A 16,089-nucleotide genomic window follows, 5' to 3' on the forward strand; every position below is an offset into this window, starting at 1 on the left:
TTATTTGAGCCAGTTCACACTTTTAAATGAAAACAACCGACATGCTTTCCGATGGGTTGTGTAGACTGGCCGCCATTTTGTATGAGGCACCTTTACATGACCACTGAGACTGAAATCTCTTTTGCTGACATTGGTTTATCAGCTGATATTTTGACTGCACTGGACGACCTGGGCTACGAAAAGCCGTCCCCGATCCAGCAACAATGTATTCCGCACCTGCTTGCCGGACGTGATGTCCTTGGTATGGCACAGACAGGTAGCGGTAAAACGGCGGCGTTCGGCCTGCCGTTACTGAACAATATTGACCCGAACCTGAGAGCACCACAGATTCTGGTGCTGGCACCGACCCGCGAATTAGCGGTTCAGGTTGCGGAAGCCTGTACTGATTTCTCCAAACATATGCGTAACGTGAATGTGGTCGCCCTGTACGGCGGTCAGCGTTATGACGTCCAGTTACGTGCTCTGCGTCAGGGGCCGCAGGTGGTTGTCGGGACGCCGGGCCGTCTGCTGGATCACTTAAAACGCGGCACCCTGGATTTATCCAACCTGAAAGGTCTGGTACTGGACGAAGCAGATGAAATGCTGCGCATGGGCTTCATCGAAGACGTTGAAACCATCATGAGCCAGATCCCGGCAAATCACCAGACCGCGCTGTTCTCTGCAACCATGCCGGAAGCTATCCGCCGCATTACCCGCCGTTTCATGAAAGATCCGCAGGAAGTGCGCATTCAGAGCAGCGTGACTACCCGTCCGGACATCAGCCAGAGCTACTGGACTGCTTACGGTGCGCGTAAGAGCGAAGCACTGGTCCGTTTTCTGGAAGCGGAAGATTTTGATGCGGCGATTATCTTCGTCCGTACCAAAAATGCGACTCTGGAAGTGGCAGAAACCCTGGAGCGTAACGGTTATAACAGCGCGGCACTGAACGGTGACATGAACCAGGCCCTGCGTGAGCAGACGCTGGAGCGCCTGAAAGACGGCCGCCTGGACATTCTGATTGCAACAGACGTTGCTGCCCGTGGTCTGGACGTTGAGCGTATCAGCCTGGTTGTTAACTACGATATCCCGATGGATGCGGAATCTTACGTTCACCGTATCGGCCGTACCGGTCGTGCAGGTCGTGCAGGTCGCGCACTGCTGTTCGTGGAAAACCGTGAACGCCGCCTGCTGCGTAACATTGAACGCACCATGAAACTGACCATCCCTGAGGTAGAATTACCGGATGCAGAGATGATCAGCCAGCGCCGTCAGGAAAAATTTGCTGCCACTATCCATGCAGAAATGGAAAGCAGTAACCTGGATCAGTATCGTGCACTGCTGAAAAAACTGGTTCCGGCAGACAGCGATGAGTCTGAAGCCGATATCGATATGGAAACCCTGGCCGCGGTTCTGCTGAAAATGGCAGAAGGCGAGCGCAAACTGATCCTGCCGCCGGATGCACCACGTCGTCCGCGCCGTGAGTTCAACGATCGTGATGATCGCCGCCGTAATGACCGCAATGATCGTAACAGTCGTTTCGGTGATCGTCCGGAGCGTGGTTCAGAACCGCGCCGTGAACGCCGTGACGTGGGTGACATGGAACTGTACCGCATTGAAGTGGGCCGTACCGATGGTGTTGAAGTTCGCCACATTGTGGGCGCGATTGCTAACGAAGGGGATATCAACAGCCGTTACATCGGTAACATCAAACTGTTTGATACTCATTCAACTATCGAATTACCGAAAGGTATGCCGACGGATCTGTTACAGCATTTCACCCGTACCCGTGTGATGAACAAACCAATGAACATGACATTAGTCGGTGATGCGAAGCCGTTCAACCGTGAACGCCGCAGCGGTGGTAATGACCGTGGTGGTAACGGTGGCCGCAGTTTCGGTGGTGGTAACCGCCGTGACGGTGAGCGTTCTGACCGTGGTAACAGCGATCGCCGTCCGCAGGGCGAGCGCCGCAGCTTCCGCCGCGAAGAGGGTGGCAATGCTGCTCCGCGCCGCCGCAGCAGCAACAGCAGTAACAATGCATAATTGATTCTCTGAATCATAAAAAGCCCGGCCGGGGATATCCCTGCCGGGCTTTTTTATGTGTCCGGATTTTTGTATTAAATCAGCCCCAGAGCCTCTTTCAGGGGTTTAAGATAGCGGCGGCTGACCGGGATGGTTTCATCATTACTCAGGATCAGTTCCGCCTGGCCGTTATCGCCCAGCAGGATTTCCCGCAGGCGGGTCAGATTGACCAGATACTGCCGGTGACAGCGCAGCAGCGGTGTGCGGGTTTCCAGAGTGCGCAGTGTCAGCTCGGTAAACCCTTCCTGGCCGTGCGCACTCATCACAAACACGCCGCTGATACGGGAATTGACATAGACCACATCCTCAACCGGCATCAGCCAGATACGGTTGTGGCCGCTGCACGGGATATAGCGCAGCTGCTCTGTCTGTTCCGGGATCTCCGCCGGGCGGATCTGTCCCTGGCGCAGCCGGTTCAGGGTTTTGTCCAGGCGCTCTTTTTCCACCGGTTTGAGCAGATAATCAAACGCATCCTCCTCAAAAGCCTGTAACGCATATTCCTCAAAAGCAGTGAGAAAGACAATCGCAGGCCGGTGGCCGGGGTCGAGCATACCGACCATCTCCAGTCCGGTGACACGGGGCATCTGAATATCCAGAAACACCACGTCCGGTTTCAGACGATGGATTTTACCGATGGCATCAATGGCGTTAGTGCATTCACCCAGGATATGGATGTCAGGATACGCATCGAGCAGTAATCGCAGGTTTTCCCGGGCCAGTGGCTCATCATCAACAATTAAAACATTCATGGTGTCATTATCATTTTTTTAGTTATCAGGCGGTGCTGCCGCACCTGCCGGTGAGTCGAAGGGTAAGGTCAGAATAATCGTTGTTTTTACTTCCGGTTCGCAGTGAACACTGAGACCGTATTGTTTACCATAGCGGACTTTGATACGTTTATCGACCAGTCCCATACCCAGCCCGTCACTCATTCCGGTGGGCTGATACAGTCCGGCGTTATCGGTGATCCGGATGACAAGGGTATTGCCCTCCGCCCGTGCGGTTATGGTAATTTTTCCCTGCTCAAATATCTGTGATGTACCATGTTTTATCGCATTTTCCACAATCGGCTGTAACGAAAAGACCGGCAGACTGGCCTGTTTCAGCGCATCCGGAATGGCGATATCCACACTGAGCTGTTCACGGAAGCGGGCTTTTTCAATCTGTAAGTAAGCATTCACATGCTCAATTTCGGCGGCGAGGGTGGCAATCTCCCCCGGGCGTTTCAGGTTTTTGCGGAAAAAGGTGGAAAGATTCTGCACCAGATGCCGCGCCTGTTCCGCATCCCGTCGGATCACCGCCTGTAAGGTATTGAGGGCATTAAACAGGAAATGCGGATTCACCTGGGCATGCAGTAATTTCACCTCTGTTTCCAGTAGTGACTGCTTACTTCGTTCAAACTGCCCGGCCAGGATTTGTGCTGACAACAGGCTGGCAATCCCTTCTCCCAGCGTGCGGTTAATGGAGCTGAACAGGCGGTTCTTCACTTCATACAGTTTGATGGTACCGACCACCTGCTTATTTTCCCCGGTCAGCGGGATAACCAGCGTAGAGCCGAGTTTACAGTGCGGGTTGATCGAACAGCAGTACGGCGTTTCGTTACCGTCGGCATAGACCACCTCATTATGGGCAATGGCCTGCCGGGAATAACGGGAAGCAATCGGCGTACCCGGCAGATGGTGATCCGCCCCGACACCGATAAAGGCCAGCAGTTTTTCCGTATCCGTGATAGCCACGGCGGCGACATTCAGCTCATCATACAACACTTGTGCCACCTGGCGGCTGTTGGTCTCATTAAATCCCTGGCGCAGCACACCGTCTGTACTGATCGCCAGTTTCAGCGCCTGGGCGGAAAAGGCGCTGGTGTATTTTTCAAAGATAGCGCGTCTGTCCAGCAGGATGCGGATAAACATGGCGGCACCGATGGTATTGGCGATAATCATGGGTGCGGCAATATCTTTCACCAGACTCAGGGCCTCATTAAACGGTCGCGCCAGTAACAGAATAATCGCCATCTGCGCCAGTTCGGCAACAAAGGTCACACCGGCTGCTGTCCACGGATTGAACAGTTTGTTGATTTGTCCGCGTTTCATATAGTAGCGGTGTACCAGGCCGCCGATCAGTCCCTCGACAATCGTGGACACCATACAGCTGAACGCCGTCATCCCGCCGAGAGAATAGCGGTGCAATCCGCCGGTAAAACCGACCAGCAGCCCGACAGACGGCCCGCCGAGCAGACCGCCGAGTACCGAGCCGATAGCCCGCGTATTGGCGATAGAGTCATTGATATTCAGCCCGAAATAGGTGCCCATGACACAGAAAACGGAGAAAATCAGATAGCACATCAGCTTGTGCGGCAGGCGGACAGTCACCTGTAAGACCGGCAGTACCAGCGGCGTTTTACTGAGCACCCAGGCGATAACCAGATACACACACATCTGCTGAAGCAGCAGGAAAATCAGATTGTAGTCATACATTTTTCTGTCGGATCACTTGCCGGGGGAAGATTATTTGTAACTATCTGAGATTTTATATTAAAAAGAGTTGTACAACAGGTGCGTGGCGCTAAGATTGATAGTATTGTGCTGTGATCTGGCGCACAAATATCTTAACGGTTTCATCAGAAATCAGTAATACTGAAACCTTCCCCTTCTTCATCGTTTTATCCAGAACAATTTCATTCGGGATGATTCCACTCCGAATAGTTTCACAAATGATAGTTAAGGCCGAAATCAATAATGAAAAAAAGAACAATCTATCTGATCCTGCTGATGCTGGTCTTAATTGCGATGGCTGCACTTTTTCGTGCCCACAACCAGTATCTTTTACTGCAGGGTGAAGTCGATGCACCGGAGGTCATTGTTTCCTCGAAAGCGAAAGGACGTGTTGTTGAACGTCTGATTGAGCGCGGTGACGACGTTAAACAGGGACAGGCGCTGATTCGTCTGACCAGCCCTGAACTGGAAGCACAGGTCGCCTCGCTGGTGGCTGCCCGCGACCAGGCACAGGCACAGTTAACCGAATCTCTGAACGGTACCCGTGAAGAGAGCGTACGTAACTATGCGGCACAGCTGGCGAAGTCTCAGGCTGAACTGGCGAATGCACAACGTGATTTTCAGCGTATGAGCAGCATGGCCGGAAAAGGCTATGTATCAAAAACCGAGCTTGATCAGTCCCGCCGCGCCCGTGATGTGGCGCAGCAGGGCGTACTGGCCGCCAAAGCACAACTTGACCAGGCGAAAAACGGTGACCGCACCGAGCAGCGCCAGCGTTACGAAGCGGCACTGCGTCAGGCAGAACAGAAACTGGCGGAGTTAAAAGTCCAGCAGGACGAGCTGACCGTGACCGCACCGGTGACCGGTGAAATCGGGCCGATTCCGGCTGAAATCGGTGAACTGTTTAATGCAGGCAGCCCGCTGGTGACGATTATCCGCCTGCCGGAAGCGTATTTTGTCTATAACCTGCGTGAGGACATTCTCGCGGATGTGAAAAAAGGCGACAAAATCACCCTGACGGTACCGGCACTGAAAAATCAGGAAATTGAGGCTGAAGTCCGCTATATCGCACCTATGGGGGATTACGCCACCAAACGCGCCACCCGCGCCACCGGGGATTTTGATCTGAAGACCTTTGAGGTTCGTCTCTATCCGGTACAGCCGGTCGACGGATTAAGACCCGGTATGAGTGCGCTGTGGCGCCGGGATAAGTAATGAGATTTCCGGCAATATGGCGCGGTTTCCGCAACGCATTCTCACAGGAAACCCGGATGGCGGTGCGCAGTCCGGTGTTTCACTGGCTGAGCTGGCTGTTTCCGCTGATGTTGTTTGCACTGGTCAGTGCCAACTTCTCGGAAGGCACATTACTGGACTTACCGGTTTCCGCCATTGATTATGACCACAGCCCGCTCTCACGCACCCTGGTACGTAACCTGAATGCGGCATCACATGCCAGTATCACGCCGCAGGATGATAAAGATGTTGCGCTTGAGCGCATGGGGAGTGCGCAAGATTACGCCATTCTGGTGATCCCGCCGCGTTTTGAAAGTGATGTGCTGTCCGGTAAACAACCGACAACCCGGATGTTTTTTAATGCCCTGTTTTATGCTTCCGGCAGCTACGCCACTCAGGACTTCAGCGGACTGATTGCCGAACTGAACGGCCAGTACCGGTCTGTCCTCGCCTCTGAAATGGGGAAAAACGTCCCGAAACTGGCACAGGTGACGATGTCCTATGACACCCTGTTTAACGCCAGCGGCAGTTATATTTATTATCAGCAGTTTGCCGCAACAATCCATATGCTTCAGTTATTTGTGGTGACCTGCACCATTTACACCATGTCACGCAGCACCATGCTGCACTCCATTAAACCGCTGTTCAGCGGTGTACTGGGCAAGCTGGCACCTTATACGCTGTTTTTCACGGTACTGCTGATGATCGAACTCGCTGTCCTGGTTACCGTGTTTGAGGCGAAAGTGACCGGGAATCCGGTTTATATGCTGATGGTCGGTTTCTTTTATGTGATGGCTGCCCAGAGTATCGGTCTGCTCCTCTACACATTCACCCGTGATCCGATGATGGCTTACAGTATGATCGGGATGCTGGTGAGTATGGCAATGGCCTTTTCCGGGATGACCGTGCCGGAACTGTCTATGATTCTGCCGGCACGGATTATCGCGAACATCGAGCCGCTGACACATGCACTGAACGCCATGTTTGATATCTTCCTGCGGGAAGTCTCGCTGCAGCATATCCTGTATGTCTGCGCGTTATTGCTGCTCTATCCGGTGGGAGCCACTTTCCTGATCCGTAACCGCCTGCCGAAACGGCTGGCATTGCAGAGAGGAGGCGCGGTATGAAACTCTATTTCCAGACCTTCCTGAAAGTACTGCTCGGTATGCTGGAAAAACCGATGTGGATGCTGCTGATTATCTCGCTGTGTGTCATGAGCCTGGTCTATGTGCATCCGGTCCTGTGGGATTTACCGGTTGCGGTGGTGGATCAGGATAATACGGTGGCCAGCCGTTCTCTGGTGCGGGAGCTGGATGCCACCGCAAAAGTCGAACTGCACAGTTATGACAACCTGGCCACGGCCCGGCAGGATATGATCATGCGTGATCTGTTTGCGATCATCATTGTTCCGCAGAATTTTGAGCGCAATCTCTTACAGGGCAAAAATATCACGGTACCGGTCTTTGGTGACGGCACCAACCGTATCGCCAGCGGGCAAATTCAGCAGGAACTGAGTAAGGCATATCAGCAGATCCTGGCGGATTACAATACCAAAATCCTGACAGCAAACGGTTATACACCGGAGCAGGCATCAATACTGATTGCGCCGATTCAGTCGGAAACGGTCGGGATGTATAACCCGGGCGTCAGTTTTGCCGCCATTGCGCTGCCGGGACTGCTGGTGATGCTGTTGCAGCACACACTGCTGATAGCCTGTGTCCGTGTCAGTATCGCGGTGCGCAGCACACCGAAAGGGAAACCGCCGCTGGCGGTCTACCTGGGGGCGCTGAGTGCGCTGCTGCCTATCTGGCTGTTTCTCTCGACGGTCTTCTTTGCGCTGTGGCCGTGGGTACTGGGGTACCGTCAGGAAGCGCCGATGTATGAATTATGGCTGCTGACATTCCCGTTCCTGCTGGGGGTTCTGGGGCTGGGAAAACTGGTTACCGAATGCCTGCGCAGTGTGGAGATGATTTACCTGACGCTGGCGTTTGTGACCACTCCGGTCTTTTATATGTCAGGCACTATCTGGCCGTTACAGGCCATGCCGGACTGGGTGCGATTTATTGCTTCCGCGCTGCCGTCCACCTGGGCGACCAAGGCGATTGCCGGTATCAACCAGATGGATTTACCGTTCAGCAGTGTGCAGAACGATATTATTATGATGCTGGTGCTCGGGATTATTTATACGCTGCTCGGCGTCTTTATCGGTATGTTACGTGACGGGGAATTACGGCGTATCACACATTCCCTGCGCCGGATGTTCCGGCGAAAGCGTCAGAAATCAGTATGATACAAAGCAGGTAAAAATAATAAACAAACGGGCGAAACGATAAGAGTTCGCCCTTTTTTATAAATAAATTTTAACGTTATGATTTATTTATAATAATAAACATTATCCATTGATGGTTTAATCAATGACAGGCAGATATTAATCACCTTTCTTATGTTTATGTGGTTTAAGGTCTGGGTGTTTTCCCTTATTTTCAGGGGTAACACGCTGTCTTCTGTCTTCTTTTCCTGTTGTGTCTGTAACAGGTTTTGGTCCTGGTTTGATTTCCATTATAGCTCCTGTGTTTACTGATAAATTAATCACAACATCGATAGCTTAAATATAATTTAAGCGTTATTGGTACTCAGGACACTTTAATACATTATTTTTTTTATTAAAGTTAAATTTTCAGTTTCAGGTATTTCAGGGGAATATTTATGGAATGGGTGATTGGTATTATTATCTTTCTTGCTGTTCTTAATACGATTTTTAAACCAAGGCGCTGTGGTGTATGTGGACAAGGTTTTAAAAAGAAATACCATACATGGACGATAGAGGGTAAAAAAGAACATCTTTGTCCCCATTGTAATTCAAGGATGACAAGAAGGGTCAGTTATAAGCGGTTTAACGACCGGTTCGGGAAATGAAAATGACAGTGAATAATGTGTTCTTCACTGTCATTACGGGATGAATGCTATATCACTCCACCAGTTCCAGCCCCGCCACTTTGCGCCAGTAACCGTTGCAGTTTTGTGCCTGTGCCAGATCCAGCGGCTGTGCGCCGGTTTCATTCTGACGGAAATGGTCAATGACGGCCAGATCATCCGGCGCATCCGGGGAAATGCGCACAATATCCACCAATCCCTGCATGGAACGCAGATCATTACCGAGGTTATAGCAGTAACCGCTCTGGGTCTGGATCCCGTTAAGGACAAAGACCTGCTGATTTTCTTGTGAGAGGACTTTGCGCCCCTGCGGATAGCTGATACAGCAGGTTTCGCAGTCATCTTTGGCGCGGTTTTCCGAACGGGCGGTGAAGCAGCGGGCGGAGTAGGCCAGCGGCAGGTGGCCGTAGCTCATCACTTCCACTTCAAATTTGTCGCGGATCCCCAGCTCTTCACATTGCTTCAGCAGATTCACCAGCCAGTCACGGGACAGCTCCACCGGCATACACCAGCGTGTCATCCCCTGTTTTTGCAGGATTTTCAGCGCCGGGGCGTTATAGCAGTTCAGGCCGTGTCCGGCGACAAACGGCAGCCCGCGCTCGTACAGCATATTAATCACACCGAAATCATGGGCTTCGATCATAAATTCGCCGTTATCGACCAGTTTGGCGATCTCTTTCAGCTCAGACGGCGCCTGTAACAGCGCCAGCGTGGAGATAACCACCTGTTTGCCGCTTCCGGCAACGGTTTTAGCGAGATTTATCCAGTCATCGGGTTTCATTTCCCGGCGCTTGCTGCACACGGTTTCGCCGAGGTAGATAATATCCGCACTGCTTTGCATTGCCTGCTGATAAAACTGTTCCAGTGTCGCTTTCGGCCAGTAATAGAGGACTGAACCTAATGAAAATTGCATCGTTTTTCTCTCCGTTACTGCCATTTGCGGTGATAGGCACCGAGTGTGGTCTGGCGTCCTTCTGACATACCACCGAGAGTCTGCATCCACGCGGCATCCGGTGCATAGTTGTCCGGATCAGCCTTGCAGCGGTCAATTGCCTGACGCCATACTTTCGCCACATCAGTCACATAGGCCGGGCTGCGCTGGCGGCCTTCAATTTTCACTGAGGCGATATTCGCCGCCATCAGTTCCGGCAGTAATTCCAGGGTGTTAAGGCTGGTCGGTTCTTCCAGGGCATGGTAAGGCTTGCTGTCCACGCAGTAACGGCCTTTGCAGAGTGTCGGATAACCGGCATTCTCATCCGCACCGTAGCGGTCAATCAGCACATCATTCAGGCGTGATTCCAGCCCCTGCGCGGTCTCCTGCCAGCGGACAAACCGTGCCGGAGAGCAGGCACCGACGGTATTCGGGGATTCCCCGGTCAGATAGGAGGAGAGGTAGCAGCGGCCTTCCGCCATAATGCACAGGCTGCCGAAAGCGAAGACTTCCAGCGGCACCGGACTGGTGCGTGCCAGCTGTTTTACCTGATGGATTGAGAGCACACGCGGCAGCACGATACGGTGCACATCAAAGTTGCGCTGATAGAAACGGATAGCTTCGGTATTGGTAGCCGATGCCTGCACAGAGACATGACGCTCAATGTGCGGATAGCGCTCCGCAGCATATTCCAGCATGGCGATATCCGCGAGGATCAGGGCATCTGCCCCCAGTTGTGCGGCCATATCCACCGCCCGCTGCCAGCGGCTGAAACCGTCCGGATGGGCAAAGGTGTTAATCGCAATATGCAGGTGACGCCGGTGGCGGTGAACATAATCCACCGCCTCGGTAAGTTTCTTTTCAGTAAAATTCAGACCGGCGAAGTGACGGGCATTAGTATCATCTTTCAGGCCGATATAAACCGCATCCGCGCCGTTATCAATGGCGGCTTTCAGTGCGGGTAAATTACCGGCAGGACACAATAGTTCCATGGTGAGACTCTCAGACTGAATAATAAAAATGATCGGAAATTGTAAATGGCAGGCTAAAAAAGGTATTGACCTGAGGCAGGTTAGTGAACATTTACCACAAAAAATCACCCGGTTTGCGGATATAAAAGCGGGATGTTCTCTGCGGCAGGAAGAAAATCGGGTATATAATAGAAACAATGACACGAAAAATTGACCGGAATCCTGAGTTATTTCCGCAGATTCTGGCACAATGGCGCAGTAATTCAGATTAAGGAGTCAGTACGGTGTTTGCCAAAATTCGTTCCTCGCTCGTACACAACGGGCCGGCGTTATTGCGGTTTCCGCTGAAATTAACGCCGTTTACCCTGCAAAAACAGGTTCTTCAGCAGGTTCTGGCGCGTCAGTTTGAAGAGGCGCTGACAGAAGGTGATCTCGATTTTCTGGAAAATAAATGGCTGAAAGTGGAAGTCCGTGACCTGGCGCTTCACTGGTATATCAGTAACCGCGACGGCCGTCTGGTGGTCAGTGCGGATGAACAGGAAGACGTCAGCTTCAGCGGTAATGCTAATGATTTGGTACTGATCGCTGCCCGCAAGGAAGACCCGGATACTCTGTTCTTTCAGCGCCGTCTGCGCATTGAGGGAGATACTGAACTGGGTCTGTATGTCAAAAACCTGATGGACTCGATTGACCTCGACGGTATGCCGCCGCTGCTGCGCAGCGCATTAATGCAGCTGGCTGACTTTATTCAGGCCGGGCTGGCGGAAGACGGGGCTGAATCACCGGCAGTGGTGACCTCATGCTGATCCGTACAGAAATTCCGGTTGATGCCGCCGGTATCGATGCACTGCTGCGCAGCGCGTTCGGGCGTGACAATGAAGCCGATCTCCTGCATGCCCTGCGGGAAGATGGTTTGCTGACCCTGGGTGTGGTTGCTACTGATGATGAAGGGCAGGTGGTCGGTTACGCCGGTTTCACACCGGTGGACGTGGAAGGCGAGGATTGCCAGTGGGTCGGCCTGGCACCGCTGGCAGTGGCTGAGGCTTACCGTGGTCAGGGCATTGCGAAGCAGATGGTTTATGAGGGGCTGGACAGCCTCAATGAGTTCGGTTACGGCGCGGTTGTGGTGCTGGGTGATCCTGAGATCTACGGTAAGTGGGGGTTTAAACCGGCAGCAGAGTTTGATCTGCACTGCAAATGGCCGGATACCGCACCGTATTTTCTTATCTACCCGCTGGAAAATGATGCCGCAGACCGTTATCACGGACTGGTTAATTTCTCACATCATTTTGACAGCTGTGAATAATCGCCACCGTTAAGGTATGTCGTCAAATCGGAAGGCTGGTCACTGACCAGCCTTTCTTTTTTCTTCTTTGTCAGCTGTTTGACCCGGTATTCTTCTTTTGATGCGGTTGAGCGATCCGCCATCGCGGCCTGATACACGACATGCAGCCCGCTCTTCCCCCGCAGGTATTTTGCTCCCTTTCCGGACTGATGTGTCGCCACACGTTGTGCGACATCACGGGTGATCCCTGTGTAAAGATATCCGGATTCTGTCCTGATTATGTAAAGAAACCACGTGTTTATGTCTGTGTTGTTGTTCATTTTTGTGTAATCGTGCGTTTTATCATTTATATGAAAGGCGAATATTTTGGTGGTTTTCGTCGCGGAATAGTCACGCAACTAACTAATTAATCAGTGGTATTCACTATGGTAATTCTTTTCACGGATTTATTAAAACCCACATCATCAATTTTATTGAATAACTACAGCAGAAATAGCTAATTTTCTTTTTTGCCGGAGGAGCATAATATGACTCACATCACAGAGAGAGACAAAAACGTCTCATGATATTACATTTATTCTAAGGAATCATATTATGAAAATTTCAACAGTAATCCCTGCAATTTTAGCTTTAAGTGCCGTTTCATTTGGTTCAATGGCTGCTACAGAAGTACAACATAGCACACAGGCACCTGTCGGTGTTGTCTCTGTCAGCGATGTTGATACCCTGGCTGATGTGACCGCTGCCTTATCCAAAAAAGCTGATGAAGCTGGCGCAACTTCTTTCCGTATCATCTCCGCAGGTGGTGAAAACCTGATGGGTGGTACTGCAGAACTGTATAAATAATCCCTGAGATTTGCCATACAATACAGCCCGTCTGACGGGACTGTCTGAACCAGCACCGGATGATATACTCTATCAGCCGGTGTGGTTTTATTGGGGGGTACTGTATGGAATTACCGCACGATTCAATCCTGTCTTATCTGAAGAAAAATCATGTCTTTACGCTGTGTGCCTCCGCCGGTGATGACCTGTGGTGCGCTTCCTGCTTTTATGTTGCAGATCCGGAAACGATGATACTTTATTTCCTGACTGAACCGCATACCCGGCACGGCACCCTGATGCAGCAGAATCCGCTGGTGGCGGGAACCATTTCCGCCCAGACGGTGACTGTGGCAAAAATCCGCGGTATCCAGTTCAGAGGCGAGGTGACAACGTTGTCTGCGGAAGAGGAAAAACAGGCGAGAGCCCGTTACTGCCGCCGTTTTCCGGTGGCTGTTGCCGCAAAAACCCCGTTGCGGGGGCTGCGGCTGGATGAGATAAAGATGGTGAATAATACGCTGGGATTCGGAAAGAAACTGCACTGGTCCCGGTTCAGCGCGGGTTTCAGCGCAGATAGTGAATAACCTGGTTACTGCTGCCGCGCCAGATCAGCATCGGGTCGTGCAGATCCTGCACAAATTTCCCGTCGACTAACACATTGATATGCTCAATGACTTCCCGCTGGGCATCATTCAGCTCATCCAGTTTATACCCTGTCCACATCCAGATATCTTTTTCCGGCGGGCACTCGCGGCGGATGCGCTGCACCAGTGCCAGAATCTCCGGCACATTGTGCGGATGCAGCGGATCACCGCCGGACAGTGTGATCCCCTGACGTTTCACGCGGGTGTCACAGAGGTCGGCGATAATCGTGTCTTCCAGTTCACGGGTGTACGGCACACCGGAATCAGTGCGCCAGGTGCTCTGGTTATAACAGCCGCGGCACTGATGCACACAACCGGAGACAAACAGGGTGCATCGTGTACCGGGCCCGTTGACCACGTCAACGGGATAATACTGATGATAATTCACAACTCAGCCTAATTGTCCGTTATTCAGGTGTTTAACGCGGCGCTTCACTTCTTCCTGTTTACCGGCATTAAACGGACGCGCATCAGGGCTGCCGAGGTAACCGCACACACGGCGGATGACAGAGACGCGGGAAGCATCGTGATTACCGCATTTCGGGCAGACAAAGCCTTTACTGGTGCAGTTAAACTCACCGGCAAATCCGCATTCATAACACTCATCAATCGGCGTGTTGGTTCCGTAGTACGGAACGCGGTCGTAGCTGTAATCCCAGACATCTTCCAGCGCTTTCAGGTTGTGCTGGAGGTTCGGGTATTCGCCGTAGCAGATGAAACCGCCGTTCGCCAGCGGCGGATACGGTGCTTCGAAATCCAGTTTGTCGTACGGATTAACCTTCTTCTCCACATCGAGATGGAAGCTGTTGGTGTAGTAACCTTTGTCTGTCACACCCGGGATAATCCCGAACTCAGCGGTATCCAGGCGGCAGAAGCGGTCGCACAGGTTTTCACTCGGGGTGCTGTAGAGGCTGAAACCATAGCCGGTTTCGGCTTTCCATTCGTCCGTTGCTCGGCGCAGACGTTCCACGATGGCGACACCCAGGGCGCGGCGCTGTTCGTCGTCATACATGTGCGTTTCAGTGCCGGTCAGAGCATTGATGGTTTCATGGATACCGATGTAACCCAGTGAAATCGAGGCGCGGCCGTTTTTAAAGATTTCGGTGACAGAATCATCCGCTTTCAGGCGCACGCCGCAGGCACCTTCCATATACAGGATTGGCGCAACACGGGCTTTGACATTTTCCAGCCGTGCGATACGGGTCATCAGAGCTTTTTTGGCAAGCACCAGACGCTCATCCAGCAGTGACCAGAAATCCGCTTCGCTGCCTTGTGATTCAATGGCAATACGCGGCAGGTTCAGGCTGATAACCCCGAGGTTGTTGCGCCCGTCGTGGATCATTTCACCGTTCTCTTCATAGACACCGAGGAAGCTGCGGCAGCCCATCGGGGTTTTAAAGGAACCGGTCACTTTCACCACCTGGTCGTAGTTCAGGATATCCGGGTACATCCGTTTGCTGGCGCACTCTAATGCAAGTTGTTTGATGTCGTAGTTCGGATCACCATACTGGTGGTTCAGGCCTTTTTTAATGGCGAAAACCAGTTTCGGGAAGACCGCTGTTTTGTGGTTTTTACCCAGACCGGCGATACGGTTACGTAAAATCGCCTGCTGGATCATGCGGGATTCTTTTGATGTGCCCAGCCCGAAACCGAAGGTGACAAACGGGGTCTGCCCGTTGGCGGTGTGCAGTGTGTTGACTTCGTATTCCAGTGACTGGAAAGCGTCGTAGCACTCTTTTTCTGTGCGGGCGTTGGCATAACCTTCCGCATCCGGGATCTGCCACTCTTTTGCGGTTTTCAGATGTTTGTTATAGCTGGCGGTGACAAAGGGCGCGAGAATTTCGTCGATACGGTTAATAGTGGTGCCGCCGTAAATATGGCTGGCCACCTGAGCAATAATCTGTGCTGTTACCGCCGTTGCGGTAGAGATGGACTTAGGCTGTTCTATCTCGGCGTTACCCATTTTAAAGCCATGAGTCAGCATGCCTTTTAAATCGATCAGCATACAGTTAAACATCGGGAAGAACGGGGCGTAGTCCAGATCGTGATAGTGAATTTCGCCGCGTTCGTGCGAAATAACAACATCACGCGGTAAAATGTGCTGTTTTGCGTAGTGCTTGGCAACGATACCTGCCAGCAGGTCACGCTGTGTCGGGATCACCTTGCTGTCTTTATTCGCATTCTCGTTGAGAATGGACATATCACTCTGTTCAACCAGCCCGCGGATCTCGTTATTCAGACGGCCGCGCAGTTCACGCGCCACGTCACGATCATGACGATATTCGATGTAAGTTCTTGCTAACTCTTTGTAATCACCTGACATTAACTGGTTTTCTACGGCATCCTGGATCTCACCGATATCCACCTTTTTCCGGTCACCCAGCAGGGAGGCTACCCGGGAGGCAACCTGAGAGCAGTAGTCATCATCATTAACACGTGCGGCTTTGGCGGCTCTTTTAATGGCATCCCGGATGCGTGATTCATCAAAATTTACCTGACATCCATCACGCTTAATCACGATAGTGTGCACTTTGCTTCTCTCCGGCAGTTTGGTTATCCACAGGACAAAACCTGTCATCATGCGGGTTGATGGTGTTGTGGATAACACTGTGAATAAATACTATATCTAGTGTGCTTTGTATTATATAGCACTAGATATAGATTTCCTCCGGAATAAGGCGATAGAAATTGATGTAAGTCAAAGAATTCTGGC

17 protein-coding genes are annotated in these 16,089 nt (G+C 51.9%); 9 read left to right on the forward strand and 8 right to left on the reverse strand.

All coding sequences use genetic code 11. From position 1 onward, the window contains the following. Nucleotides 1–41: 41 nt before the first annotated feature. On the forward strand, nt 42–107 hold the full coding sequence (locus U868_RS26315) for a hypothetical protein (RefSeq protein ID WP_225875391.1): 66 nt from the start codon (nt 42–44) through the stop codon (nt 105–107). Continuing rightward, nucleotides 97–2,022: a DEAD/DEAH family ATP-dependent RNA helicase gene (locus U868_RS0105295; RefSeq protein WP_025152379.1), complete on the forward strand. Its 1,926-nt coding sequence runs from the start codon at nt 97–99 to the stop codon at nt 2,020–2,022. Before U868_RS26315 ends, U868_RS0105295 begins: the two co-directional genes overlap by 11 nt. A 74-nt stretch (nt 2,023–2,096) precedes the next feature. On the opposite strand, the gene btsR is transcribed toward U868_RS0105295, so the two are convergent. Continuing rightward, the gene (gene btsR / locus U868_RS0105300; protein ID WP_025152380.1) at nt 2,097–2,810 is read right to left on the reverse strand and encodes a two-component system response regulator BtsR; all 714 of its coding nucleotides are present in this window, start codon (nt 2,808–2,810) and stop codon (nt 2,097–2,099) included. An 18-nt stretch (nt 2,811–2,828) separates the two neighbouring features. Beyond that, the gene (locus U868_RS0105305; RefSeq protein WP_025152381.1) at nt 2,829–4,538 is read right to left on the reverse strand and encodes a sensor histidine kinase; all 1,710 of its coding nucleotides are present in this window, start codon (nt 4,536–4,538) and stop codon (nt 2,829–2,831) included. A 261-nt stretch (nt 4,539–4,799) separates the two neighbouring features. On the opposite strand from U868_RS0105305, the gene U868_RS0105310 reads away from it, so the two are divergent. The 3 genes from U868_RS0105310 to U868_RS0105320 are packed head-to-tail and all read left to right on the forward strand — an operon-like array spanning nt 4,800 to nt 8,079. Then, entirely contained in the window at nt 4,800–5,771 is a 972-nt protein-coding gene (locus U868_RS0105310) for an HlyD family secretion protein (RefSeq protein WP_025152382.1), read from the forward strand. After that, on the forward strand, nt 5,771–6,916 hold the full coding sequence (locus tag U868_RS0105315) for an ABC transporter permease (RefSeq protein ID WP_025152383.1): 1,146 nt from the start codon (nt 5,771–5,773) through the stop codon (nt 6,914–6,916). The genes U868_RS0105310 and U868_RS0105315 overlap by 1 nt, the downstream gene beginning before the upstream one ends. Further along, the gene (locus U868_RS0105320) at nt 6,913–8,079 is read left to right on the forward strand and encodes an ABC transporter permease (RefSeq protein ID WP_025152384.1); all 1,167 of its coding nucleotides are present in this window, start codon (nt 6,913–6,915) and stop codon (nt 8,077–8,079) included. Before U868_RS0105315 ends, U868_RS0105320 begins: the two co-directional genes overlap by 4 nt. 138 nt (nt 8,080–8,217) lie before the next feature. Here U868_RS0105320 and U868_RS26140 read toward each other — a convergent pair whose 3' ends face one another. From U868_RS26140 to ubiU, 3 genes are all read right to left on the reverse strand, one after another. Next, the gene (locus U868_RS26140) at nt 8,218–8,349 is read right to left on the reverse strand and encodes a hypothetical protein (protein ID WP_260242126.1); all 132 of its coding nucleotides are present in this window, start codon (nt 8,347–8,349) and stop codon (nt 8,218–8,220) included. A 408-nt stretch (nt 8,350–8,757) separates the two neighbouring features. After that, complete coding sequence (locus tag U868_RS0105330) at nt 8,758–9,636, reverse strand: U32 family peptidase (RefSeq protein WP_025152385.1); 879 nt, start codon at nt 9,634–9,636, stop codon at nt 8,758–8,760. Between the two features lie 14 nt (nt 9,637–9,650). Beyond that, nucleotides 9,651–10,646, reverse strand: coding sequence for a ubiquinone anaerobic biosynthesis protein UbiU (gene ubiU / locus U868_RS0105335; protein WP_025152386.1), 996 nt, complete (start codon nt 10,644–10,646; stop codon nt 9,651–9,653). A 263-nt stretch (nt 10,647–10,909) separates the two neighbouring features. On the opposite strand from ubiU, the gene ubiT reads away from it, so the two are divergent. Together ubiT and U868_RS0105345 are read left to right on the forward strand one after the other, a co-directional pair. After that, a complete protein-coding gene (gene ubiT, locus U868_RS0105340) occupies nt 10,910–11,431 on the forward strand; it encodes a ubiquinone anaerobic biosynthesis accessory factor UbiT (protein ID WP_025152387.1) in 522 nt (173 codons plus the stop codon). Continuing rightward, nucleotides 11,425–11,931, forward strand: a complete 507-nt coding sequence (locus U868_RS0105345; RefSeq protein WP_004241403.1) for a GNAT family N-acetyltransferase — start codon at nt 11,425–11,427, stop codon at nt 11,929–11,931. The genes ubiT and U868_RS0105345 overlap by 7 nt, the downstream gene beginning before the upstream one ends. Here U868_RS0105345 and U868_RS0105350 read toward each other — a convergent pair. Beyond that, on the reverse strand, nt 11,910–12,230 hold the full coding sequence (locus U868_RS0105350) for a GIY-YIG nuclease family protein (protein WP_025152388.1): 321 nt from the start codon (nt 12,228–12,230) through the stop codon (nt 11,910–11,912). The two genes, U868_RS0105345 and U868_RS0105350, sit on opposite strands and share 22 nt — an antisense overlap. 274 nt (nt 12,231–12,504) lie before the next feature. Here U868_RS0105350 and U868_RS0105355 point away from each other — a divergent pair, with 274 nt between their 5' ends. Both U868_RS0105355 and U868_RS0105360 read left to right on the forward strand, forming a co-directional pair. Then, a complete protein-coding gene (locus U868_RS0105355) occupies nt 12,505–12,756 on the forward strand; it encodes a YdgH/BhsA/McbA-like domain containing protein (protein WP_025152389.1) in 252 nt (83 codons plus the stop codon). A gap of 104 nt (nt 12,757–12,860) precedes the next feature. Then, nucleotides 12,861–13,316: a YhbP family protein gene (locus U868_RS0105360; RefSeq protein WP_025152390.1), complete on the forward strand. Its 456-nt coding sequence runs from the start codon at nt 12,861–12,863 to the stop codon at nt 13,314–13,316. Here U868_RS0105360 and nrdG read toward each other — a convergent pair. Beyond that, nucleotides 13,297–13,764, reverse strand: a complete 468-nt coding sequence (nrdG, locus tag U868_RS0105365; protein ID WP_025152391.1) for an anaerobic ribonucleoside-triphosphate reductase-activating protein — start codon at nt 13,762–13,764, stop codon at nt 13,297–13,299. The two genes, U868_RS0105360 and nrdG, sit on opposite strands and share 20 nt — an antisense overlap. A 3-nt stretch (nt 13,765–13,767) precedes the next feature. Next, nucleotides 13,768–15,954: an anaerobic ribonucleoside-triphosphate reductase gene (gene nrdD / locus U868_RS0105370; protein ID WP_051583027.1), complete on the reverse strand. Its 2,187-nt coding sequence runs from the start codon at nt 15,952–15,954 to the stop codon at nt 13,768–13,770. Nucleotides 15,955–16,089: the final 135 nt, after the last annotated feature.

The organism is Morganella morganii H1r (assembly GCF_000633515.1).
GTDB classification, from domain to species: Bacteria; Pseudomonadota; Gammaproteobacteria; order Enterobacterales; family Enterobacteriaceae; genus Morganella; species Morganella morganii_B.

Excerpts from the sequence above, each read along its gene's own strand:
- U868_RS0105360 (WP_025152390.1), top strand. The coding sequence starts at position 12,861 with ATGGAATTACCGCACGATTCAATCCTGTCTTATCTGAAGAAAAATCAT.
- U868_RS0105355 (WP_025152389.1), top strand. The coding sequence starts at position 12,505 with ATGAAAATTTCAACAGTAATCCCTGCAATTTTAGCTTTAAGTGCCGTT.
- U868_RS0105350 (WP_025152388.1), bottom strand. The coding sequence starts at position 12,230 with ATGAACAACAACACAGACATAAACACGTGGTTTCTTTACATAATCAGG.
- ubiU (WP_025152386.1), bottom strand. The coding sequence starts at position 10,646 with ATGGAACTATTGTGTCCTGCCGGTAATTTACCCGCACTGAAAGCCGCC.
- U868_RS0105315 (WP_025152383.1), top strand. The coding sequence starts at position 5,771 with ATGAGATTTCCGGCAATATGGCGCGGTTTCCGCAACGCATTCTCACAG.
- btsR (WP_025152380.1), bottom strand. The coding sequence starts at position 2,810 with ATGAATGTTTTAATTGTTGATGATGAGCCACTGGCCCGGGAAAACCTG.
- U868_RS0105320 (WP_025152384.1), top strand. The coding sequence starts at position 6,913 with ATGAAACTCTATTTCCAGACCTTCCTGAAAGTACTGCTCGGTATGCTG.
- U868_RS0105310 (WP_025152382.1), top strand. The coding sequence starts at position 4,800 with ATGAAAAAAAGAACAATCTATCTGATCCTGCTGATGCTGGTCTTAATT.
- U868_RS0105330 (WP_025152385.1), bottom strand. The coding sequence starts at position 9,636 with ATGCAATTTTCATTAGGTTCAGTCCTCTATTACTGGCCGAAAGCGACA.
- U868_RS0105295 (WP_025152379.1), top strand. The coding sequence starts at position 97 with ATGACCACTGAGACTGAAATCTCTTTTGCTGACATTGGTTTATCAGCT.
- U868_RS0105345 (WP_004241403.1), top strand. The coding sequence starts at position 11,425 with ATGCTGATCCGTACAGAAATTCCGGTTGATGCCGCCGGTATCGATGCA.
- U868_RS0105305 (WP_025152381.1), bottom strand. The coding sequence starts at position 4,538 with ATGTATGACTACAATCTGATTTTCCTGCTGCTTCAGCAGATGTGTGTG.
- U868_RS26140 (WP_260242126.1), bottom strand. The coding sequence starts at position 8,349 with ATGGAAATCAAACCAGGACCAAAACCTGTTACAGACACAACAGGAAAA.
- nrdD (WP_051583027.1), bottom strand. The coding sequence starts at position 15,954 with ATGACAGGTTTTGTCCTGTGGATAACCAAACTGCCGGAGAGAAGCAAA.